Source organism: Bacillus sp. JJ1609 (assembly GCF_036967045.1).
GTDB lineage: Bacteria > Bacillota > Bacilli > Bacillales > Cytobacillaceae > Mesobacillus.
The window spans coordinates 79,873-101,056 of record NZ_JBALSS010000007.1; the positions used below are offsets into that span (position 1 = coordinate 79,873).

Genomic DNA, 21,184 nt, shown 5'->3' on the forward strand with positions numbered 1-21,184 from the left:
CTTTAAAATTTCTATATTTATAGCGAACTGGAAATTATCATTTTCCCCACTTAACTCGTACGCTATAGTGAACACAAACATATACACAAGAAAACCCTCAAAGCATATACCTCTTTTTAAACTCCTGGCTCAGTACACTCCAAACATCAAACTTATTGTTATCCAAGTCATAAAAAACAAAGTTCCTCCCGGTGTGACCTCTGTATTCTATCTCACTGACTTTTACACCCTTCTCCAAAAAATTATGATGTAATGTTACAAGGGCATCTATGCCATTTACTTCAAATGTCAAAACGAAACGCTCATACCCATGGATATCTATAAAGTTTGAAGTCTGATCCTTTGACTTAATTAGGAAGAAACTCATATTCGCCATGTTCAGGATCGCTTTATCCTCATCCTGATAGCTTAACTCTGCATCCAGCATCTTCTCATACCAAGCTGAGGCACGAATCACATCCGTAACAGGAACATAAATCGTTCCAACTCTAAGTAATTGTTTATTCATAATCTGACCACCCCTTATAATATTAAAATTCTACAATTCTAGCCTTTCACCTTTTTTTTCCAATTAATCTATTAATGCACTGAGCTTTTTAATGATAAAATCCAATTAATGGAAGGAGAGTGTAGGTTGAGAAAAATCCTATTAGCTATCACTTTTTTATTTTTATTAGCTGTCTGTACCAATGAAAAGGCAGATTCCAATCGTTCAGAAGACAATAAATTTGTAGAAGAAATTGAAGGACTTCAAGATTTGTTAGATGAAAGACCAAATCTCAATTCTGATCAACGGAGGGAAACACTAAATCTTTCATTTAAAACAATCGCTGCCATGGAAAGAAAAGATTATCAATACCTTGAATCGATTTCAGATTCAGGGGTAAGCATCGACAAAGAAACCGATTCTTTCCACTTCGAGGGCCGTCATGACCAAAACTTCCTCCAGACCATTGACTACAGTAAACTAGAATACCGGTTTCATAACAAGGTCAATAATAAAAGCACAGTTGGGTTCGCAGAAAATAATGCTGAAATCATCTTTGAATTCATCGAAACCGATGACACTCTTCTGTTGCATTCCTTTATTACCAATTAAAAATAAAGCACTCTCAAAAATTCATCTGAGAGTGCTTCATTAATTTATAACACGATAACTAGGAATCTACTATCTAAAATGAACCATTTAACAAACCAACAATTTCCTTCCGCGTTTTGGATGTATGAGCATGATTCAGCCATTCTTTTTTGACCATCAACCGATTTTCAATATCGATTCCAACTATATCCTTGTCTTTAAGTATGATACTAAGAGGTTTTTGTTTCCCATTCACCTTTACACTGGACATTTTTTTGGCTAGCTGCGGGTTTAGGTGGAAGGCAAAATCAAGGGCTGTCGATCCCTCAGGCAAGGCTACAACATCCATTTTTGGTGTGAAGACTATGATCTCTTTTTGCAGCAATTCATATGAAATCAAATCGAAAAATTCAATCGGGTTGTTAGAAACTGACTTAACATTGCTGATTGAGTCTTTAAGTAGTTTAGTGCTCATCTTTTGAGTTTCATCTTTTGATAATTCACAGTTCAGTAATCCAAAGATGCCCGTCTGATTTTGTTGTTTTATACTTTTTGTTTTAATTTCGATTCGAACTTCAATGTCTTTAATGAATACCTTGGTTGTTAAATGTTTGTGAAAGAAGCTTTTATTGATTGCAATATTGTCGTGAAATTGATTGTCCAAAGGCTCAAATAGTCCATGGAGGATTCCTAGAATGGGATAACAATTGGGAGTGGAGTCTGTAATTACTTCGATGATATACAAATCAGAAAGTGAGGCCCCCTCCTGTAAAAGAGAATAAGCCTTATAAATAGGAGTATCATACCAATCAAGCTGAAGTTGCAAATCCGGTTCAGCAGTGGTTTTTATTTTTTCACTAAAGCTTTCGAACACCTCTGTAAAAAGGTTAGAATAATTGTTTAAAAGTTTTTTAACCCCTTTATATTTGGCTGGGTTAACATACTGGAAGCTTAACTCTTCTAATTCCTTTTGCATCATGTATAGTCCCAGCCTCTCAGCTAGGGGTGAGAAAAATACTAATGACTCATTTGCATAAGGCACTTGTTTTTCTACTTTTTTTACTGCGAGTGTTCTCATATTATGTAATCGATCAGCAATTTTAACAATGACGACTCTTATGTCATTAGCAGATGCAGCCAATAATTTTTCAAAATTAATCGCATCGTACTCCTCTTCCTTGACCAACCCTTTTTCAAACTTGGTCAGTCCATCTACAATCGTAGAAACATCTAATCCGAATCTCTTTTCGATATCTAAAATAGAAAACAGGGTATCTTCCGCAACATCATGGAGTAGTGAGGAGTTTAAGGTAGTTACATCGGCTTTATAATCCAATAGTATTTTACAGACTATAAAGGGGTGAATAATGTAGGGTTCTCCAGTTGCCCTTTTTTGGTCTTGATGGGCATGTTCAGCAAAATCTATAGCCTGGAGAAATATTTCATATTCTTCCTCTGTTAAATAAGCGGCATCATTCTGTAATTGTCCTTTTATATTTTTTTCCATGGCACCAACCTCAAAATATATTTTGGATAATTGTACCATTATATAACAAAATTTCTATTCCTTTTTCCTAATAACTTAACTTTATTCCTTCCTTAAGAAATTCAGGTGCCAACGCATGAATAAAAAAGCTGCTATATAGTAAGGTATTGAATACCATATTTTCCAACCCATATAATTGATAAATCGGCATTTTACTAGCACTATTCAAAAATTATTGAAAAGACTGTAGATTGATGTATATATAGTAAAACTTCGCCAGTCAAAAGGCATGAAATTTAGATAAATGACCCCAGGTCCATTCAATTCATATAACTTGAAATATAAACTTAGTAATACATCTGTACATAAATTTATTAAGGCAATGACAAACCATGTTGCATAGATTTCTTTGTTGTTAACCGTTTGGGCATGAACCAAATAATAAGAAGATTTATGATCAAGATTGAATATGGTAACCAATACACATTGTTCACCACCTTTTCTACTTGCTTCACCACAAATGGCTTTTACTTTCAAGGTAAAGAACCCACTTATAAAACCCAACCAAACAATACAATATGATCGGATCGACGATTACGGAATACCATATTTTCCATCCCCCATAGTGAAAATATCCCCATGGTTCAGGAAGCAATGTAGCAAGCTCATAAAGAACGATTACCACAACAAAGACAGCAACATAAAGTATTCTTTTACCAGCACTTTTATTGAAAGGGTACCAATTAAGGAAGAGTATATTTACGGGCGGAATCAATACCAGTCGAGGAATTAACCCAAGCCAATCAACACCTCGTCCAAAATACCAGTAACTATGATATTTGAACTCCACAATCAAATCAAAAAGCGATTGAAATGCAATTGTGAATGTCCAAATTTGAACGATTTGGCTCGGTGTTAATCTTTTATTGAACTTATATGCCATCAAGTTAAATATGATAACAGAAACAAAAAGTAGCACTATAGATCATCCCTTAATTCTCTTTAAGATAAGAACAAAAAGCTATTGGTATTACTTGTCCTTCCCCTTAATCTTTTCACGTATACTTTCTAATTCTTCCATAGAAAGTTCTCCAAGTGATTTCTTGATTTCTTCCTCAATCTGTTTCCTGTTTTTTTCTTTATATTGATCCCACCACTCCTGCAAGCCCTCTGTATTATTCAATAAATACTCGATATCGATGACCTCTACTTCATCGTCTGATAAATAATTTAAAACTGCAGCTAAATACCCGTTAAGTTTTTCAATTTCAGCTGAAGCTTTGTCCGTTATTTCCTTAGCGTCTTTTTCAGGTTTCTCTTCAGACGTTTCCTTCTCGATTTCCTCATTCGTCGTTGCTGACTTACGTGGCAAGAAATCTCACCCTCTTTGATTTTTGTAGATAGTATTGCCTTAAAAATCATTTACCATTAACTATATCTTCCTTAAATGACGACAACTGTCTCTTATTTTCTAAAATTAAAAAGAAGAGCTGCCACTGCTGCTCTTCCGGATATAATTTTTACTAAGCTTCATACCGATATCGATTAAATCCTAAATATCGCGTCCCCTGAAATTGAAGTTCTCCTTCGTCACCTGATACAAGCTGACCATACTCCCGACCATTCACCTGCAACTCCAGCCTGTCACCACTATCGAATTCAAAGGTAACAAAATAACTATTGTGTGCGTTCGTTTCTCCCCCGCCATGCACGCTCGTTCTTTTTGTGACTATTTTAGCGTTTGAATTAACACGTGGCTGCTTATTATTCTTACTCCAAGTTGAAATGCCGTTTACGATGACAAAGATAAAGATCCCGATAACCAATACAAAAATTATACCGATGAAAACTGGTACAGCCGTAAACATGAAGTCACCCGGTGCCTCTAACATCCCCTATTCACCCCAATCTGATTTAACCATTCTGCCAGATGCAAAAAAACATCACTTTTGTCTATAATCACTTTTATTTATTCTTGTTTACATTACGTTTTTAAAGCTAAAAAGATTCGGAGGATTTTTCCTTTTTCCAACTAAGACAACTTCTACAATCACCTTAAATAATGTAAATTCCTCATTATTAAAAAAAGCTACCAGACAGGCAGCTAAAATCAAATGGACTAAGGTAAGAATTACTTATACTCCAAGTGTTTGTGTTCAAATAGATCTTCATTTGAATCCCTTACTAAAATAAAATGATCTATATTATCAAGACCATGCAAATTGCAATTATGATGGGCAATGATTTGTTCTGCGGACAAAACCTTATTATCTGTTGTTGAATGGCCATCTGCCACTAATGTTACGTCATACCCCAGAGTGGTTGCACTTCTTGCAGTGGTATCAACACAAAACTCTGTCTTTACTCCGATTATAATTAGATGTTCGCAATCTAATTCCTTCAATGTCTCTTGGAGGCTCGTCATAAAAAATGCATTTGTAGCTTTCTTCTTAATGACAAGATCCGAAGGTAAAGGTGAAAGTTCAGGATGAATCTTATGCTCTTCAGGCTGATCGTTTCCAACATCCAGGTCTTGAATATAAATGACAGGAATGTGTTTTTCTCTTGCTTTTCCCAGTACACTTTTCAAAACGCGAAGGAGATTTTCTTTATTATGAACCGGTCCAATGGATGGTCCCTCAATGATACCCACTTGTGGGTCAATTACAAGTAAGGCTGTTTTGGTCATATCTTGAATTCCCCCAGTAAAATTTATTATTTTCTCAATTTATTCGCCATGACCTCAACTCATGACTTTGAAGCAATTTACTCCTCCATCTTATAAAGCTTTTGCAACTAACTTATTAGCATTAAAAGTTTCGTAATTAATATAGATCCATATGAAGGATAAACATTTCTCCCTCTCGCCCCATTGCACGAATTCCTTTATCTTTAAAACCACCTTTAAGATACACATGCTGAGCGATCTTATTAGCATGATTAACAGCCAAAATAATTTCATTCTTTGAAGGAAAATGCTCTCTTACAAATGAGGGCAATAAGCTCATTGAGTTACGTGCTATTCCTCTTCCTTGAAACGATGCATTGACGGAATACGCTCTTAAAAGAATAGCGTCTTGATTTTCACTAAATTGTTTTACTCCATTCCATCCATGAAGAACAAAGAATCCACCTACCTCGTTGCCAAAATGAATGACAACTGGATGACGATCATGATCAATCTCACATTTTCCCAAAGCATCAAATGGCAGAGCTGTGTATCTTTTCTGCTCATCATGCAATTGGTAATTTGCTAATAAAGCATTGTGTTCAGGTTTAAAAAAACTTAATGAAATAGCATCCTTTTCAGTAATGGACATTACGTACCTCCCTAGTAGAATTCTCTATTTTTATTTATCAAAAAAATGCAGCCAAGTAAAAATAGCAGCTGTTTGTAAAAAAGGTCATCTTTTTCTTAAGTGGATTTTATGCTTACCTTTCCTTCAATGTTTTCTTCGGGGTTCCATTCAACTTGGATTTCAAAAGTCCCATCTTGGAAGAATAACGGGAATCTTCTTTTAATAGAATTCTGCATGGGAAGGTGATATGCCTCCTCTATATTGACCCAAACTGCTCTTCCTTCTGGACCACTCTCGATGAGTTCACCCTTAAAATCCGTGGTTATGTAATTAAAAATCATATATCGATCCATTGCAACAGGATTTACATATTCATAAAGTCCTTTAAAAATAAGATTACTGACCTCCAGTCCAGTTTCCTCTTTCACCTCTCTTATCGCACTCTCGACAATACTTTCTGGAAATTCAACCTTGCCACCAGGCGGTATATAACCCTTAAAATTGTCATGTTGTCGATCAAGAAGCAAAACCTTGTCTTCATTTTGAATCATACATACGGTCCAAATTTTATAATTAACGGAATGACTCATGACTTCTCCTCAATTTTATCATTAGGATCCTAAACTCCCCAGTTACCTAAAAGCTGCTCATTAAAAATTTCTAATGAGTGGATTTCTTGATTCGATAAACGATTCGCAATTTGCTTAATGACTTTTCCATCCCGTAGTTCGTTAAGGTCAAAATCTAATAGTTCATCAAGAGTGACCCAACTTGCTTCTATAATCTCGTCCTCTTGCAGATTTAAAGCACCTCCGACAATTTCACCCGTAAAATGAAATAGGATGACTTGATTATTCATACTGCTGATAAAGTTATATACACCTGTTGCGCCAGTGAGCCTAACATCATAACCAGTCTCTTCTTTTACTTCCCTGCACGCAGCAACAAGGATGTCTTCCATATACTCGATTCGTCCAGATGGAAAATTCCACTTATTATATGCACCTGGTTTGTTTTCCTTAATCATTAATACTTTATTTTCTTTGAGAATTGATACACTCACAACTAACACGATAAATTTATCAGACATTGATCCTCCCCGTCTCTTCAAATAAATTTTTAATTAAAATGGCTAATTAGTTAACCGCTTTTCCAAAATGATTTTTGGTTCTCCTTCATCATCTGTGTAAGTGCCTATTATATTGAAGCCATTTTTTATATTTAAAATCAGCATGCTGCGCCACTTATTCTTTGTTTTGGTTTGAACAACTTTAAATCCGTTTGCTCTTAAATGTGTGTGCTGTTTTTCCATTAACATTGAAGCAATTCCTTGAGTTCTATAAGCAGGATCCACCCCGCCTATCCAGCTATAAAATTTTTCTTCATCGAGTGGATAACCAATTTTATATCCAATTACTTTTCTGCCATTCAAAGAGAGATTAAACAGCAATTGAGACTTACGTTTCATTTGGGTGATTAAATGATCAGATTGACCAAAAATCTCCCTATGCAGTTTACATATTCCTTCTAGAATATCGTCTTCAGGAATTGAGTTAAATCTTTCGTAATCAAAATCCATACACAATACCTCCATATCTGTACTCACAAACCTAATGCTCACTTAAATCGTTTTAGGATTTATAACTACTTCCACCATAATCAACGGTAATGTCCTTTATTCCCCAATTTATTTAAAGCCGCATATAATTTTAAATAGGCCATTAAACCTCAAGGGTTAATAAACATACGATTATTGTTAGGCACAACAAAGGGGCAAATTGATAAGATAAATTACAAGGAGAGATTATCGTGCGAACCACTCAAAACGCTTCTGTAAGTTTACCGTTCCCTTCGCGGTGGGGAATTAATGCTGAGATAGCTGGAAGACCCATTGTCTGGGGTGTAATTACAATCAACTCGATATCAGGTAATACTGTCATTGGTACAGCCAATTTCCGTGGAACACCTATACCAATCCAGGGTTACTGGGATGAAAATATAAAACAATTAAGATTCGATTCACCATACGCATCTTTTACAGGTAAGCTGGACATCTTTGACGATGCCGCCATCAAAATCCGTCATTTAATTTTAAGTGGGCGATTTATCATGAAACCACCTTCTTTACAGGCTGGGGAATCTGGTAATTGGATTGCAACAACAGATATAGCCCTTACAGGACCTGCAATACACACAGGAAAGCTGCCTCCAGCAGGAGCCTTTTTAACATCCGATTTGCTTTATAACAGCGGTTATAGAAACTATGCAAGGAAATTTAGATAAGATACCAAGATAATAACTTCAGATGATAATGTTCTTAAGATTTAACGATCGGACATCTTTACCTCCTAAAAATTTCAAAACCATAATAATAGATATCATTCTACTAAATAATCGGTTTTTCCTTTTAATTCAATACTGGAAAGCCATACCTGTTTGATGAGGTATGGCTTTTAATTCGATGTATATTTTATACAAGGATATTAGATAGATTTAACTTGGCATTCTTTTTCTTCTTCTTTTTTATTTTTTATATTCAAAGAAACCAAGGCGATTTCCCCAAGGGTCCGTGAATGTCGCCCACTTAACGGGAACTTCTTCTCTTGAGCAAATCTCGAAGGAAGCTACATTTAATTCTTTAATCATTCTATTTCTTGCTTCCTCGATTGATAATACGCCTAAGCGAAGAGGTCCACTTTCTTTAGAAGGGATACCCTCAGCCACCTGGAGCCAGCATCGGGGCATCAGCTCCCATTCCGCAAAGCCTGCATGAGGGATTAAATCCGGCTCTTTATTCAGTAATGTTTTATACCACATTAATCCTTCGTTAAAGTCAGATACTCGTACCTGATAGGTCAGCTCATAAATCATAGAAATATCCCCTCTCCCTTTGTTAAAAAAAATGTGGTTATCAGCAATTTCAAATTTAAACTAGTTCTGGCCTAATTCGAAATGACTTTCATCCAATCTAACAATTTTAATATCATCATTTAAATCTTGTATTTTCATAGCCAAACTTTCTACACCGAAAATTTCGGTGTATGTATGACTTCCGACCAAAAGGTTTATTCCTGCGAATTGAGCATACTGAATTGTATAAAGGGTCGCTTCACCCGTTATATATGTATCACAGCCCTCATCAAGCGCAGTCTTAAGATGGTTAGTAGCATGACCTGCCCCTGTCAGTACTCCAACCCTTTTTATCTCTTTGTCATTATTTCTCCACGCTCTAATAGGCTCACGTAATTCATTGCACATTTTGCCCACGAGAACATCAAAGCCCATAGGCACCTTAAACTCACCTATTCCTGGAGTTTCGCCGCCATCCGTATAAATTGAAGGCTTCAATAATTTATCAATGCATAACTTGTTCATAAGTGATGTGCATGTACCGAAATCTATATAATCTAATGGACCGTGAATCCAAAAATGGCTTATATTATACTCAGTAAGCTTTTTTACACATTCCTCTCTAAGTCCATAAACAAAGTCCCAGGCATCATGATGCGTTAACAAGAGATCAACATTATTTTCCGCGGCCTTTTCAATGATCTCTATCGATAAGTTAGTAGAATATCCAATAATCTTGATTGAATTATTCGACCTATTTGTAAAGCCAAAATCATCATTAAATACTTCCAAAAGATCATGAAGAAATAGTTTTTTAATCGATAATTCAAATTGCTCTAGGTTCATTTTCAAACTCCCCCATCCTTCAATATTCTAAATAGAGAAAAGAATTCCTGCTATATTTCCAAAATCCAACATTTTCAGAAAGAAAAAAGCTGCCAATTGGCAGCTTTAACTTTTAGTTTACATGGCTCTATGGTCACGCAAGTAATGAACTTGATCATCGGTAATCATGATTCCATGAAATCTCATTAAGATTTCCTTTAAATGTGGGGGTGTCCTGTTAGCATCATAGGCACAAACTGAAATAACCCCTTTATCTTTAATATGCATATCTATATCTTTTTCATATTGTTCAATGTTATCGGTAATATCATCCTCATCAGACCACTCAATAAGTCCCCATGTAAAGACGGAAACATCTGAATCTAAATAAGGCTCAATGGATGTTTTGAAATAATCAAAGATCGTCTGAGCATGGAAATCCCCATTTGCATAGTAAAAATCAAAGTTATTGATAAAGTGTATGTTATTAAACTGTTCATCATTTAATTGTTTTTTTAGATTCGTACGCAAGTGAATAATATTGCGATCATTTTCTACTAATAAGACGTGGGAACCGTTTTGAACGGCAGACACAGTGAAATTAAGGGCATTTTGAAGATACTTTTCCATATCAATATACTGATAAAAAATATGTCCCTGGTTAGTCTTTTTGAGATCTCTTACAAGTTCTGTCAGAAAATTGTCCATAAAAAATTATCCCCTTACTTAACAACTACCTTGTATTATAGCATTTTACAGGTGAAATTATTCTATGATTCTAAAAATAGTATTTCTTCATATTAAAAAACTTGTAAACTACTTATTCAATGTGAATGCAAATTTGGTATTCAAAAATTAGGTGGTTTTTTTTTTAGTATCTTTATGTGAATTCTTATCTTAACACAATTAATAATCCTTAATGATTGTTTTCTATTTTTAATATTAACATGCCACTTAAATTTTCTGAATTTTCAAAGTTTAAAACATCCCTTCAAGCTAAAATATGGTAAAATAATCAAAAAGTATAATACAGAGGGGCAATTAATTATGGCCAGGCCACGAGCCTTTGCGGCAATTATAAAAGATGATCATATCCTTATGACAAAACATATATATCCTGATAAAACTTTTTGGACCCTTCCTGGAGGAGGCCTTGAAGAAGGAGAAACCTTTGAGGACGCTGTTATTCGTGAGGTAAAAGAAGAGGTCAATTTGGATGTGGAGGTCGTAAATTTCCTTTTCGCCGGTCAATACAGCGGCGGTGAAGAAAAATGTTATTTAGTTCACCTTTTACATGATCAGACTCCACTGCTGGGGTACGACCCTGAGTTTAACTCGGTTGAACAAACTCTTACTGATGTAAAATGGTTCCCGATTGAAGTAATGAAGGAAGATTTACATGTTTCAAGAGTAATTAAAGCTATGAAAATAGCTTTATAATTTTGCATAAGGAGATAATAACATGCTAACGGAAATATATATGGTTAGGCACGCACATTCCTTCTTCTCTTTAGAGCATGAAGAAACACGCGAACTATCTGAAAAAGGCTGGAAGGATGCGGAACGAATTACGGAAATCTTACTAAAAGAGAATATCGTTCATATCATCTCTAGTTCTTACGTAAGAGCTAGGCAAACAGTTGAAGGGCTAGCTAGACATCTACAAATGGATATTGAAATTGATCCGCGTTTTCGTGAACGTGATCTGGCGGCAAGGGACCATTATTTTGAAAACCCTGCGGAAGCGATGCAAAAGGTATTTGCAGAGCCAAATTTCAATTTCCCTGGCGGGGAATCAAATTCAGAGGTTCAGCAGCGAGGTATCTCAGCCCTTCGTAATGTGGTCTCTAAATATAAAGGTAAAAATATAGCCATTGGCATCCATGGGAACATTATGACTTGTACCATGCAATTCTTTGATCAAATTTATGATTATGAATTTTGGAAACAAACGACCAAGCCGGATATATACAAGTTGACTATTAATGATCAATTTGAATTGGTTTCATGTGAAAGAATGTGGAAGCCGGTTAATGACAATAAAATAGCTATGATGGTGAACTGATATCCTTGAACCGCATCAACTAGCCAAAAGATTATTGGGAATTATACAGTTTCAATCCCAAATAGGGTAAGGAACCCTTCCAATTCTTACAGCACGTTTCTTTTCATTCTTCAGTTCTGTTCCCATTGCTGAGATATTTTCATGAAACCTCCATTAATAATGGTTAAGATTTCAATGGACTCCATAGCTTGGGTTCCAAGACCCTTGCTCTTTACGAATATGAACAATTTGGCCAATATGATACGTTGTGTGAATCGTAAGGTGGGTAAGATCTGAGACCCATTGCTGCAGCCTGTCTTCCTGAGATTCTTTTACAGAAATGATCCATTCAGACATGATGTGGTCAATCATTTCTACAGTTGACTGCCAGCTCCTATCGTCATTTTTAGTGAATGTAAAATCATTACTTTCCAGACCTCTAGGATTGGATATCCCATTAAATCGGTTTAAATACCTCTGGTTATAGTAAATTAAATGATTCACTATTTCACGGATGCTATTTGCTGATATATTCGTTTTTGCAAATGCTTGTTCTTCAGTTAGTCCTCTTAGAGCACTTTGGAGTGAAACAAACCAGGTATCCTGGTCATGGCAAGCCTGCAATTGAGCTATGAGAATCTCTTTACTGTTCATCTAGATATTCCCTCCTTAATATTGAATAGGCATAGTTATGCTTCACCTTATCCTTGTAGCTAAAATAGCAGCAGTCGTTGGAGTCAGATAAATTTCGGTGGAAGATAGGCATGGATGATTCAGCCAGAAGTCCCGAACTGCATCATGTTTTCCCCTCCATTCCTCCGGCCAATGCTCTTCAGGTGTAAAATCATCCATCAATAGGAGTCCGCCAATCTCTAGTATATCAAAAAGCTTTTCCCCTTCGACAGATTTAACGATAGCCGCATCTGCGAAAATAAACTGAAATGGACCATTTCCATAGATTTCTTTCCAGTCCCCTTCAACGAACTCTGCTTGTGGATGCCTAATATACTTTCTTACTAAATCCACTCTTTTTATATCATTATCTATTGATATAAATTGGACTCCAGGCAAAATGGAAGATAGAATCCACGAACTTCCTACTCCAAGCCCGGTTCCTACCTCAAGGATTCCCCCGGCTTTTACCTGTCCTGCCAATACGCTTAATAATCTTCCTGCTTCATCTTTACACGAATGATTAAAATTATTTTGTTCTGCCAAAGACTTGGCTGCCAGAACTAATTGAGGATAATAGGTATTTGAATGATATGTACGCACCTCTATTTAGACCACCCTTTTTTTACTTATCGTAAACTTTTCTACCCTAACCTCATCCATCTTCAGACCAAGTTTCATATCAGCAACCCTTCAACGATTCCTTTTCTGCTACAGCCATATATGCCGAAGGGTTCATTTCATCACTTTCAATCACTAATGCTGTCACTCCGTGTTCCGTTTTCGTTTCATGCCATTCGTCTTTATCCCAAAACACCGCAACACCCGGCTGCACTTTATAATATTCCTTTGATTCATTGCAAACATATCCCTCTCCGCTCAGGATCAGGAGGAGCTGTGGTTTAGTCGCCTGATGGTAGCCAATGAGTCCATTTTCATCTAAATGCATGACTCCAATTGATGTGGGAGTTTGATTTCTTGTTATTCGAGACATGATAAAATCTGATTCGTACATTGTAATGTGCATTCCGGTTTCTTTTCGAAATTCATAAAATTCCATTAGGTACCTCCAAATTTTATTCCCTCAGCTTCTTAATCAAAAGTATCCGCCTATAATCACCTAGATTTATAAAAATTCGCCAAATGGGTTACATTTCCTTTCATGTTACCCAATAAAATAAGCAGCCTATGAAAAGCTGCTTATCCATATAATCCCAACCCAATCATTCTAAATACTCAAGCCATGCATGTTTAGAATTCTGTAAATGTACTGCATTACGAAGCCACATTTTCTGATTAACGGTAAGAAAATCTTTTATTATCATAAAATCGTGATTGTCCTTTTCGCTCGTATTTTTAGCCTTATAAAGAAGGACAATTGCTGGATTTAATATTGGAATTCCTGACTTTGAATAACACCAAGCTGAAGAATGAGGGAGCTTGATTCTTCCATCTCTCCTGAAAATCCATTCCCTTTCTATGGACTCATTTAGAAGGATTTCTAATTTTTCTCCAGAGTCTCTGTTGGATGCATGAATTTCGTGAACTGGCAGACTTAAAAACTCATCTTTCCATTGAATCATTTTATGGCTTACAACTTTTTTAAAGTCCCAACCCTTCAGATAGTCTTTTAGATGGAATTGATCTTGTCTGAAGATGGCTATCTCAATATCACTATGCTCCCTTGTTTCTTTGCCAAAATAAAGATCCAAGGCCCAGCCTCCAGCTATAAACCAGGAACTTTCAAAGTTTGACATTATTGAATTCACCCAATTACATTGCTCGAATGGCATACTTGACCCCTAAAAATTTATTTCCTATCATTATTAAAATGCTCAATATACTTCGTTAATTTCTGTAGGCAAAACAAATGACCCATCCATTGATGGCTTAAAAGTCATCACTTTGAATATCGCATCTAAATTTAACGTACCATAGATATGCGGAAACAACATGCCTGTATCTGATGTGTCTTCATATACAATTCTTGCCCTTACCTTTTTAGCGTCTATACATAAAAGCAATAAATCGGTGTGTCCCTTAAAAAAAGAATTCGCCACCCAAATCAATTGTTCTTTAGTTGAGCAGTGTATAAAGCCCTCATCGTCTAAACTAGATGGAGTATGCAGTCCTTCTCTTTGTGCTTTTTTCCAGTCTTCTTCTGAAATAATATGTAAAATCATTCATATCCTCCTTCCAAATCTAAATAATTATTTCCTGACAATCAAATGCTGTGGAGTAAATGGAATTTCTAAAAGGGCTGATTTAAGAAATTCAGGATAAAGCAATATTTCTTCAAGTTCCTCAACAGGAACCCACTGATAAATTAATCGTTCTCCTTCTTCCCCATAAAAGGGTTCAGTCTTAAAAGTAAAACTACCATCTACAATTGCAACCTGATAATATAAGCCGATTTCATGATAATTTTTATTATTGTAATCAAAGAAATTTTCCGTGAACCAAAGCAAGCGCTCCACATTAACATTAAGCCCTAATTCCTCTTTCACTTCCCTGATGATACTAGTCTGTGAATCCTCCATAACCTCCACTCTTCCACCAGGCAATGCCCAGTATGAATCCGTTCCTTGTTTGTGAATCAGCACATGACCGTTCTTCACAATAACCGCTGCAACCCGATAATTAAAAACAGCACCCTCCAAATAAAACGTTGCATCCATTTCCAAATCCCCCTTTATCCCTTTAAAGCACTGGGGGTCAGACCCCTTTATGCAGTTTCTAATCATTTTGTGTATATTAGTTTAGTTTTGGTGGTTTTCGGTGTTTTGTTGCTTGTTCGTAGGCGTATGCTAATTTGATTAAAGTCCCCTCACTGAATGCAGTGCTTGCAAAGGTGATGCCGAATGGTCTTCCATTTTCCATATAACCGGCAGGTACTGTAATGGCTGGGTACCCAGCTTTGGCACAAATCGTTGAACAAATATACGCTGGGAATAAAATTGCATCAAGACCATATTTCCTCAAAGCATAATCAATCCCCTGCTCCTGAGAATAATAGATGTCCTCCAATTTGGATAGTAAGTATTCGGGACTTTTTAATGTATTTGGGAACTTCTCTCTATATTCGAGCATGTTTTGCCCGTACTTTAATGCCTTCTCTTCGTGCACCCTGTTAAACTGGATCAGCTCAGCAGCCGAATGGACCGGGACATTTGCAGGCAGTTTAGCAAGATAATTGTCAAGACTGTGTTTCATTTCATGAGTAGGCACAGACCTGCTCCATTCTCTTTTGAATGATGGAATATCGATGTCCTGAACGACTTCCGCTCCCTGGCTGCCGAGGACGGAAATAGCATCACTAAATAGGGTTTCATCATATTCACTTGGTTCTCGAAAATCCTTTTCCGATCCTTTATAAACCCCAATTCGAGCACCCCAGAATCCATTAGAATCTAAAAAATTTGTATAGTCCTGAGGAGGTTTGCTCACCTGCTTATGCGTCGCTGAATCATTGGAATCATACCCTGCCATAGTTCCAAGTAAAACGGCTGCATCACTGACAGTCCTGGTAATTGGCCCCGCCGTATCCTGTGTATATGTAAAAGGAATGATGCCTGAACGGCTAATCAACCCTAAAGTTGGCTTTAGACCAACAACTGAATTTTGCACAGCAGGACTTAAAATGGAAGCATCGGTCTCAGTACCAACTGACAATACGGTAAAATTCGCAGCAACTGCAGCAGCAGAACCAGAACTCGATCCTCCTACAAAAAATTCACCAGGACCATACGGATTTAAAGTTTGTCCTCCCCTGGCACTGTATCCGGCCCACATCGTCAACGACATTCCATTTGCCAATTCTGTCATATTCGTTTTGCCTAATATGACTGCTCCAGCTTTACGGAGCTTCTCAACAAGGAATGCATCCCTCTCGCTTAGATGGTTTTCAAGAGCGAGCATGCCAGCACTTGTATGCATCGAATCCTTTGTTTCAATATTATCTTTTAGGAGAACAGGAATGCCATGCAAAGGACCCCTTGGCCCATTCTCCTTTCGCTCTGCATCCAGCCCTTCCGCAATAAATATTGCGTCAGGATTTATTTCAAGAAGGGAGTTGATCATCGGTCCATCCTGGTCAAGCTTTGCAATTCTGTAAATATAAAACATCACCAATTCCCTTGATGTAAGTTCTCCTTTTTCCATCGCAAATTGTAAATTCTGAATCGTTAATTCTTCTTTCAAAAAATGATTAAATTTCAGCTCCATATTATCTCCTTCTATAATCTGGAAAAATAAACAACTAATATTAATTCTATTAAAACTTAAAAACTCCTACCATTTTTTTAAATTTAAAAAGCGCTCCTGTTGTTATAAGAGCGTCTTTGGTATAAGTGATAATAATTTTTCACCGCGTTGCCTATAAAAATCAATGTGAGATTTAAGTAATTCACTATCATTCGTTTCTAATATTGAAGCTGTATCCTTCACAAAGTTCCAGTTCATGCAGCCTGATAACCACACAAGCGAGGCAAGCCTGCTATAGTCATTTTCCTCAAGAAAGTCAGCAGCACCATAGCCTTGTAAAAAATCTTCAGCAAGCACTGGTGACATTTCTGATGAATGGATACCCTCTGTTCTCGAATACCATTTGATAAGCCATGCTAAACCTTCAATTCGGTCGTCATAGCCGATAGACTCGAAGTCGACAATCCCGATTACATTCCTTTTTTCGTCCCAGAGAACATTAAGTGGATTCAAATCTGATTGAATAATAAAATCCATTTTTTCAGTCCGCGCTAATTCAATATGTTCTTCTGCGACACTGAAATACTCGTCAACTATTTTTATATTCTCTGAAGAAATATTAGATGTAAGAATCTTGTCGCGCAGTTTCCCTATAAATGCTTCATATCCAACCAGGTGCGACCTTTTCTTAAAAAGGGAACTTGAAAAAGCAATGGATACATCATGAAATTTCCTAGCCGTTTTTCCAAATTCACGGGCAATATTTTCATCACCATGTGTAATATGCTGGCCATCAATCCATTCAAAAAGAATAAAATAATAGTTTTCATTTTGCCATATTATTTTCGTAAACGGTTGACCTTCTGTTTCTGGAACTAACTTCATAAATGGAATCTGCTGATCAACGAGGTAGCGGCAAAATTCAGATTGCTCATATAAAATTTCAGCATTCATTTCCCCAAAAACATTATTAGGGGATCGGTCTTCTTTTAAAAACCTGGCAGAATAAGCCTTTCCATCCGTCCAAATTTTAAAGTGCAAATCCTTGCTCCAGCTTTTAAGTTCTTTTTCAATAGTTAGTGAAAACTTCCCCAGTGAATAAGTATGTAGCGATTCTCTTAACAAGTTATGCATTTAATTCCTCTCTCTTACTGCCATGAATTCGGTGAATCAACATTTAAAATGATTTTCCCCTGATTAAGCCTGTTTTCCATTAGTCGATGAGCTTCCGCTGCCTCACTAAGGTAATATTCGTGTCCTATTTTTTTCTTTAATTGCTTGTTAACAAGGTAGGGAATTACTTGCTCTGCCGTTTCCTTTAATAAATAGGGCCTTAGCATTCTTGTCGTCCCTAAGCTAAAGCCAAGCAGCGACCTGCAACTGGCGTGTACATCAATCGTTTTCACATTGCCGATATCGCCGCTTGAATTTCCGAAATGAACCAATCTTCCATATGGTGCAAGGCAATTCATACTGTTATCCGTTACAGATCCTGACACAGAATCCAAGATAATATCTACACCGTATCCGTTCGTAAGCTCGTTCACTCTCTTTGCAAAATCTTCTTCCTGATAACAAATAACGTGATCAGCTCCACTTTCTATTGCAGTCTTAATTTTATCTTTACTCCCTACAGTGCCGATCACCTTACTCGTGCCCATCACCTTTGCAAGCTGAATGGCTGTCGTCCCCACGCCGCCAGCCGCCGCATGTACCAATACAGATTCACCTTTTTGAATTCTGGCTACATCATTCAGCAATCTATAGGATAAAAAAGATACTATTGGGGCTGCCGCAGCCGTTTGAAAATCTAGTTCATCCGGAATCGGAAAAACCAATACCTCAGATGCAACCACATATTCTGCATATGAGCCATATTTCGGGAAAGCCATGACCCTTTGGCCTTTTCTTAAATCTTTCACGTTTGATCCTATTTTTTCAATATATCCCGCTGCATCCAGCCCAGGGATAAAGGGAAGCTTTGCACCCTTTTTACCGTATCTTGATTTAATATCTGCAAAGTTAACGCTTGTTTTAACAACTTTAATTAATACTTCATCCGAATTAATTTCAGGAACAGCTACCTCTTCATATTTTAAAAATTCAGGCCCGCCAAATTCCGTCACTAATATAGCTTTCATACACTCAACTCCTAATTTTCAAGTCCCCTTTAATGTAATAGATGGGATGATAAGATGAAAATTCGAAAAGATTATGCAGCGTGATTAGCAATACTTATCAAGATTCTTCTTCATAAGGGAGGCAATAAGGTTGTCATTTTCAGAGGAGGAGTTTTCTAGCTGCCCTAGAATTAATTTTTGCCGTTCAACAGGGTGGTTTTGGCTAAGTTTAGCCTTTGCTTCAATTTTTGAGATTTTAATTTTAAATGCTACTATCCCTTTGCTCATTCCTTCTATATAACTTGGTTCCACAATATTTATATTGTAGTCGCTATCGGGTCTCTCATATTTTTTCACCATATCGTCTAATGTGTTGAAAATGACATTTTTATCTTCGATGATTTCCAGCTCACCGTATACATGGATGGCAACATAATTCCAGGTAGGAACTGCCTTGTTCGTTTCGTACCAGGATGGAGAAATATAGCTATGCGGACCCTGGAAAATTACCAGGATCTTCTGGTCTCGAGTATCCTTCCATTGTTCATTCGCTCGAGCAAAATGCCCATACAATACCCTCTCCTCTTTATTTAATATGAGGGGAAGATGAGTAGCATAAGGCTCACCCTGATGCTGGGAAATTAGGGTTGCAAAGCTGAAACTCTCGATTACGTCGAAAATAATGGTTTCATCAGCGATTATGAAGTGCTTCGGTATATACATTAGTATTCTCCCCTTTTCAATCAGCCGAAAATTTGAGCAGCAATCCCATAAAGATGACCGTTTCTTTAAAGCATCCTCCCACCTATTCCGACACCTGAATCAAGTAACCTAAAATTATCTTGATTGCATCAATGAAACACGATAAGGATGAAGATCAGCACTCATCAGCCCATGCAGAACTGCTGGATCATTTACCATGATTTCACGTGCAGCATCCAGTGTTTCCTCCCGAAAAACAACAATCCCAAAAGCACCATCCAAACAAGGACCCGCCAGGATAAGTTTTTCTTCAGAAAGCAACGCATTTAAATAATCAAAATGCCTTTTCATAATCCCGCTTTCCTCTTCCGTCATCGTCTCAATAAAACCCTGCCTAACCGGCCGAATCAAATAAACAAACTCTCCCATATACAAACTCCTCCCATAGTGTCCAATCTACACAAGGGCATTGTATCAAATGAACAATGCCCTTGTGTCCTAGTTCTGTATTTTCATTGTTTCTCCCCCAAATAAATTCCTGCCCCTAAACGCGATGACACTGACAATTAAGAGCAATAGACTCGCCGTAATAAAAACGGCCCGTATTCCAATGATCTCTGCGATCAATCCCATAGTGACAGCTGCAATCCCAAAAGTTCCTGTAGCGATGCTGCTCAAAGAAGTGTAGACTGCTGCAAGATTCTCCTTCAAAACACTTTTTTGAATGATTGTCTGTTTTGGAATACCTTCAAGCTGACCAGATATACCCAATAACAGGGATATTATTAATGCCATCACTGGAATCGTTGTAAAACTGAATAAGCTGGTCAGAATAAAGCTCGCCATGGCGCTAATATAAAAGAATTTACTTAGGTTCTTTTCAATGAAAAAATCATATTTCACACTAAAAACGCTCCCAAGTATGAGTCCCGTGAAAAATGCTCCGTTAATAAACCCCCACCAGGCTTCATTTTGATTAAGTGCTTCTGTCACAAAAACCAAAATGATTGCTGACACCCAGACTGCTTCAGCAAATGATTCGAGGAAATCAATGATTGCTATCCTCAAAAGGGCTGGAGTCTCAACAATTGTCTTCCATCCACTGGTTATTTGGTTTCGCTTTTTCTCCTCTTTTACCGGCATAGATTCAACAGGCTTAAGAAAACTAATTACTAAACTTGCAAAAACAAAAATCAGAGTGACCGACCAAAGAATAAATTCAACGGAGGAAATGGACAATATAATTCCTCCGATAAACCACATAAATACCTGGATAAATTGATTTACCGTTTCACTTATGCCGTTCGCCCTAACCAAATCTTTTTCCTCAACATATTGAGGGATCATAGCCAGTTTGACTGGATTTGCACATCCATCAAGAAATGCTATTGCAGCAATGAATATAAATATTAAGTAAAAACTATTCAGGTTCATTCCTGTCATAAAATAAGAACTGAGCCCAAACATAATAGCCGTCTTCCCTAATTGTGGCCAGAGCAAAAGATACTTTAAATTGATTCTGCCAACTAGAATAGGAGTCAAAAGGCTTGAAATAAACATGAACATCGTAATCGTAAAAGGAACCATCGAGGTTAGCGCAGCAGATTCCGTTTGTTTATATAAAACACTGATAACCGTAATGGTATAGAAAACATCGCCTATATTTGCCAGCGTTTGGCCAAGAATTAAATAGATAAAGCTTTTATTTGTTTTCATTTTAACTCCCCCGTTTACCTGAATAAATCAATTACTAGGGAGCTTTTAAATTGGACTATTATTCATCATTTTCTCCTTCTATTGGTGAGCTTTTATTTCCAGGGGGAGTTGAAAATAAAAGAGAATTATATTAACTCATCAGTATCATTAGTCTTTAAAAATCAAATTGTGACTTAATGTATATTCGGC

At 36.8% G+C, this 21,184-nt stretch carries 29 protein-coding genes; 4 read left to right on the forward strand and 25 right to left on the reverse strand.

Features of this window, described 5'->3' with window-relative positions; genetic code table 11:
* Positions 1-97 precede the first annotated feature (97 nt).
* Positions 98-508, reverse strand: coding sequence for a VOC family protein (locus V7654_RS08130; RefSeq protein ID WP_335429810.1), 411 nt, complete (start codon positions 506-508; stop codon positions 98-100).
* Between the two features lie 126 nt (positions 509-634).
* On the opposite strand from V7654_RS08130, the gene V7654_RS08135 reads away from it, so the two are divergent.
* A complete protein-coding gene (locus V7654_RS08135) occupies positions 635-1,099 on the forward strand; it encodes a hypothetical protein (RefSeq protein WP_335429811.1) in 465 nt (154 codons plus the stop codon).
* 73 nt (positions 1,100-1,172) lie between these two features.
* Here V7654_RS08135 and V7654_RS08140 read toward each other — a convergent pair whose 3' ends face one another.
* The 9 genes from V7654_RS08140 to V7654_RS08180 form a co-directional block, all read right to left on the reverse strand.
* Complete coding sequence (locus V7654_RS08140) at positions 1,173-2,624, reverse strand: HD domain-containing protein (protein ID WP_335429813.1); 1,452 nt, start codon at positions 2,622-2,624, stop codon at positions 1,173-1,175.
* 451 nt (positions 2,625-3,075) lie between these two features.
* The gene (locus V7654_RS08145) at positions 3,076-3,543 is read right to left on the reverse strand and encodes a CBO0543 family protein (RefSeq protein ID WP_335429815.1); all 468 of its coding nucleotides are present in this window, start codon (positions 3,541-3,543) and stop codon (positions 3,076-3,078) included.
* A 51-nt stretch (positions 3,544-3,594) separates the two neighbouring features.
* Positions 3,595-3,936 (reverse strand): hypothetical protein, encoded by a 342-nt coding sequence (locus tag V7654_RS08150; protein ID WP_335429817.1) that lies wholly within the window; start codon positions 3,934-3,936, stop codon positions 3,595-3,597.
* 151 nt (positions 3,937-4,087) lie between these two features.
* On the reverse strand, positions 4,088-4,456 hold the full coding sequence (locus V7654_RS08155; protein ID WP_335429818.1) for a DUF2500 domain-containing protein: 369 nt from the start codon (positions 4,454-4,456) through the stop codon (positions 4,088-4,090).
* Positions 4,457-4,695: 239 nt separating this feature from the next.
* Entirely contained in the window at positions 4,696-5,253 is a 558-nt protein-coding gene (locus V7654_RS08160) for a cysteine hydrolase family protein (protein WP_335429819.1), read from the reverse strand.
* A 136-nt stretch (positions 5,254-5,389) separates the two neighbouring features.
* Entirely contained in the window at positions 5,390-5,884 is a 495-nt protein-coding gene (locus V7654_RS08165; protein ID WP_335429820.1) for a GNAT family N-acetyltransferase, read from the reverse strand.
* 95 nt (positions 5,885-5,979) lie between these two features.
* Positions 5,980-6,453: an 8-oxo-dGTP diphosphatase gene (locus tag V7654_RS08170; RefSeq protein WP_335429821.1), complete on the reverse strand. Its 474-nt coding sequence runs from the start codon at positions 6,451-6,453 to the stop codon at positions 5,980-5,982.
* A 29-nt stretch (positions 6,454-6,482) separates the two neighbouring features.
* Entirely contained in the window at positions 6,483-6,953 is a 471-nt protein-coding gene (locus V7654_RS08175) for an NUDIX hydrolase (RefSeq protein ID WP_335429822.1), read from the reverse strand.
* A gap of 42 nt (positions 6,954-6,995) precedes the next feature.
* Positions 6,996-7,442, reverse strand: a complete 447-nt coding sequence (locus V7654_RS08180) for a GNAT family N-acetyltransferase (protein ID WP_335429824.1) — start codon at positions 7,440-7,442, stop codon at positions 6,996-6,998.
* Positions 7,443-7,672: 230 nt separating this feature from the next.
* Between V7654_RS08180 and V7654_RS08185 the strand changes: the two genes are divergently transcribed.
* Entirely contained in the window at positions 7,673-8,146 is a 474-nt protein-coding gene (locus V7654_RS08185; RefSeq protein WP_335429826.1) for a hypothetical protein, read from the forward strand.
* Between the two features lie 240 nt (positions 8,147-8,386).
* Here the strand turns inward: V7654_RS08185 and V7654_RS08190 are convergent, their stop codons facing one another.
* The 3 genes from V7654_RS08190 to V7654_RS08200 form a co-directional block, all read right to left on the reverse strand.
* Positions 8,387-8,734 (reverse strand): VOC family protein, encoded by a 348-nt coding sequence (locus V7654_RS08190; RefSeq protein WP_335429827.1) that lies wholly within the window; start codon positions 8,732-8,734, stop codon positions 8,387-8,389.
* A gap of 60 nt (positions 8,735-8,794) precedes the next feature.
* On the reverse strand, positions 8,795-9,559 hold the full coding sequence (locus V7654_RS08195; protein ID WP_335429828.1) for a Nif3-like dinuclear metal center hexameric protein: 765 nt from the start codon (positions 9,557-9,559) through the stop codon (positions 8,795-8,797).
* Positions 9,560-9,676: 117 nt separating this feature from the next.
* Complete coding sequence (locus V7654_RS08200; RefSeq protein ID WP_335429829.1) at positions 9,677-10,246, reverse strand: MEDS domain-containing protein; 570 nt, start codon at positions 10,244-10,246, stop codon at positions 9,677-9,679.
* Between the two features lie 339 nt (positions 10,247-10,585).
* On the opposite strand from V7654_RS08200, the gene V7654_RS08205 reads away from it, so the two are divergent.
* Both V7654_RS08205 and V7654_RS08210 read left to right on the forward strand, forming a co-directional pair.
* The gene (locus V7654_RS08205; protein WP_335429830.1) at positions 10,586-10,978 is read left to right on the forward strand and encodes an NUDIX domain-containing protein; all 393 of its coding nucleotides are present in this window, start codon (positions 10,586-10,588) and stop codon (positions 10,976-10,978) included.
* 22 nt (positions 10,979-11,000) lie between these two features.
* On the forward strand, positions 11,001-11,603 hold the full coding sequence (locus tag V7654_RS08210) for a histidine phosphatase family protein (protein WP_335429831.1): 603 nt from the start codon (positions 11,001-11,003) through the stop codon (positions 11,601-11,603).
* Positions 11,604-11,774: 171 nt separating this feature from the next.
* Here V7654_RS08210 and V7654_RS08215 read toward each other — a convergent pair whose 3' ends face one another.
* From V7654_RS08215 to V7654_RS08270, 12 genes are all read right to left on the reverse strand, one after another.
* The gene (locus V7654_RS08215) at positions 11,775-12,236 is read right to left on the reverse strand and encodes a DinB family protein (RefSeq protein WP_335429832.1); all 462 of its coding nucleotides are present in this window, start codon (positions 12,234-12,236) and stop codon (positions 11,775-11,777) included.
* A gap of 42 nt (positions 12,237-12,278) precedes the next feature.
* A complete protein-coding gene (locus V7654_RS08220; protein ID WP_335429833.1) occupies positions 12,279-12,857 on the reverse strand; it encodes an O-methyltransferase in 579 nt (192 codons plus the stop codon).
* A 79-nt stretch (positions 12,858-12,936) separates the two neighbouring features.
* Positions 12,937-13,314 (reverse strand): cupin, encoded by a 378-nt coding sequence (locus V7654_RS08225; RefSeq protein WP_335429834.1) that lies wholly within the window; start codon positions 13,312-13,314, stop codon positions 12,937-12,939.
* 163 nt (positions 13,315-13,477) lie between these two features.
* A complete protein-coding gene (locus tag V7654_RS08230; RefSeq protein WP_335429836.1) occupies positions 13,478-14,011 on the reverse strand; it encodes a nucleotidyltransferase domain-containing protein in 534 nt (177 codons plus the stop codon).
* Between the two features lie 78 nt (positions 14,012-14,089).
* A complete protein-coding gene (locus tag V7654_RS08235; RefSeq protein WP_335429837.1) occupies positions 14,090-14,437 on the reverse strand; it encodes a DUF952 domain-containing protein in 348 nt (115 codons plus the stop codon).
* 27 nt (positions 14,438-14,464) lie between these two features.
* Positions 14,465-14,932 (reverse strand): NUDIX hydrolase, encoded by a 468-nt coding sequence (locus V7654_RS08240; protein WP_335429838.1) that lies wholly within the window; start codon positions 14,930-14,932, stop codon positions 14,465-14,467.
* Positions 14,933-15,008: 76 nt separating this feature from the next.
* Positions 15,009-16,478: an amidase family protein gene (locus tag V7654_RS08245; RefSeq protein ID WP_335429839.1), complete on the reverse strand. Its 1,470-nt coding sequence runs from the start codon at positions 16,476-16,478 to the stop codon at positions 15,009-15,011.
* A 102-nt stretch (positions 16,479-16,580) separates the two neighbouring features.
* Complete coding sequence (locus V7654_RS08250; RefSeq protein WP_335429841.1) at positions 16,581-17,591, reverse strand: phosphotransferase enzyme family protein; 1,011 nt, start codon at positions 17,589-17,591, stop codon at positions 16,581-16,583.
* Positions 17,592-17,605: 14 nt separating this feature from the next.
* On the reverse strand, positions 17,606-18,598 hold the full coding sequence (locus V7654_RS08255; RefSeq protein WP_335429843.1) for a quinone oxidoreductase family protein: 993 nt from the start codon (positions 18,596-18,598) through the stop codon (positions 17,606-17,608).
* Between the two features lie 84 nt (positions 18,599-18,682).
* Complete coding sequence (locus V7654_RS08260; RefSeq protein ID WP_335429845.1) at positions 18,683-19,300, reverse strand: FMN-binding negative transcriptional regulator; 618 nt, start codon at positions 19,298-19,300, stop codon at positions 18,683-18,685.
* Positions 19,301-19,414: 114 nt separating this feature from the next.
* Positions 19,415-19,708, reverse strand: coding sequence for a YciI family protein (locus tag V7654_RS08265; protein WP_335429847.1), 294 nt, complete (start codon positions 19,706-19,708; stop codon positions 19,415-19,417).
* 69 nt (positions 19,709-19,777) lie between these two features.
* Entirely contained in the window at positions 19,778-20,995 is a 1,218-nt protein-coding gene (locus tag V7654_RS08270) for an MFS transporter (RefSeq protein ID WP_335429849.1), read from the reverse strand.
* Between the last annotated feature and the right edge of the window lie 189 nt (positions 20,996-21,184).

Excerpts from the sequence above, each read along its gene's own strand:
- V7654_RS08165 (WP_335429820.1), bottom strand. The coding sequence starts at position 5,884 with ATGTCCATTACTGAAAAGGATGCTATTTCATTAAGTTTTTTTAAACCT.
- V7654_RS08265 (WP_335429847.1), bottom strand. The coding sequence starts at position 19,708 with ATGGGAGAGTTTGTTTATTTGATTCGGCCGGTTAGGCAGGGTTTTATT.
- V7654_RS08240 (WP_335429838.1), bottom strand. The coding sequence starts at position 14,932 with ATGGATGCAACGTTTTATTTGGAGGGTGCTGTTTTTAATTATCGGGTT.
- V7654_RS08180 (WP_335429824.1), bottom strand. The coding sequence starts at position 7,442 with ATGGATTTTGATTACGAAAGATTTAACTCAATTCCTGAAGACGATATT.
- V7654_RS08205 (WP_335429830.1), top strand. The coding sequence starts at position 10,586 with ATGGCCAGGCCACGAGCCTTTGCGGCAATTATAAAAGATGATCATATC.
- V7654_RS08255 (WP_335429843.1), bottom strand. The coding sequence starts at position 18,598 with ATGAAAGCTATATTAGTGACGGAATTTGGCGGGCCTGAATTTTTAAAA.
- V7654_RS08230 (WP_335429836.1), bottom strand. The coding sequence starts at position 14,011 with ATGTCAAACTTTGAAAGTTCCTGGTTTATAGCTGGAGGCTGGGCCTTG.
- V7654_RS08140 (WP_335429813.1), bottom strand. The coding sequence starts at position 2,624 with ATGGTACAATTATCCAAAATATATTTTGAGGTTGGTGCCATGGAAAAA.
- V7654_RS08210 (WP_335429831.1), top strand. The coding sequence starts at position 11,001 with ATGCTAACGGAAATATATATGGTTAGGCACGCACATTCCTTCTTCTCT.
- V7654_RS08170 (WP_335429821.1), bottom strand. The coding sequence starts at position 6,453 with ATGAGTCATTCCGTTAATTATAAAATTTGGACCGTATGTATGATTCAA.
- V7654_RS08190 (WP_335429827.1), bottom strand. The coding sequence starts at position 8,734 with ATGATTTATGAGCTGACCTATCAGGTACGAGTATCTGACTTTAACGAA.
- V7654_RS08195 (WP_335429828.1), bottom strand. The coding sequence starts at position 9,559 with ATGAACCTAGAGCAATTTGAATTATCGATTAAAAAACTATTTCTTCAT.
- V7654_RS08160 (WP_335429819.1), bottom strand. The coding sequence starts at position 5,253 with ATGACCAAAACAGCCTTACTTGTAATTGACCCACAAGTGGGTATCATT.
- V7654_RS08260 (WP_335429845.1), bottom strand. The coding sequence starts at position 19,300 with ATGTATATACCGAAGCACTTCATAATCGCTGATGAAACCATTATTTTC.
- V7654_RS08130 (WP_335429810.1), bottom strand. The coding sequence starts at position 508 with ATGAATAAACAATTACTTAGAGTTGGAACGATTTATGTTCCTGTTACG.
- V7654_RS08270 (WP_335429849.1), bottom strand. The coding sequence starts at position 20,995 with ATGAAAACAAATAAAAGCTTTATCTATTTAATTCTTGGCCAAACGCTG.
- V7654_RS08250 (WP_335429841.1), bottom strand. The coding sequence starts at position 17,591 with ATGCATAACTTGTTAAGAGAATCGCTACATACTTATTCACTGGGGAAG.
- V7654_RS08235 (WP_335429837.1), bottom strand. The coding sequence starts at position 14,437 with ATGATTTTACATATTATTTCAGAAGAAGACTGGAAAAAAGCACAAAGA.
- V7654_RS08245 (WP_335429839.1), bottom strand. The coding sequence starts at position 16,478 with ATGGAGCTGAAATTTAATCATTTTTTGAAAGAAGAATTAACGATTCAG.
- V7654_RS08215 (WP_335429832.1), bottom strand. The coding sequence starts at position 12,236 with ATGAACAGTAAAGAGATTCTCATAGCTCAATTGCAGGCTTGCCATGAC.
- V7654_RS08200 (WP_335429829.1), bottom strand. The coding sequence starts at position 10,246 with ATGGACAATTTTCTGACAGAACTTGTAAGAGATCTCAAAAAGACTAAC.
- V7654_RS08155 (WP_335429818.1), bottom strand. The coding sequence starts at position 4,456 with ATGTTAGAGGCACCGGGTGACTTCATGTTTACGGCTGTACCAGTTTTC.
- V7654_RS08175 (WP_335429822.1), bottom strand. The coding sequence starts at position 6,953 with ATGTCTGATAAATTTATCGTGTTAGTTGTGAGTGTATCAATTCTCAAA.
- V7654_RS08225 (WP_335429834.1), bottom strand. The coding sequence starts at position 13,314 with ATGGAATTTTATGAATTTCGAAAAGAAACCGGAATGCACATTACAATG.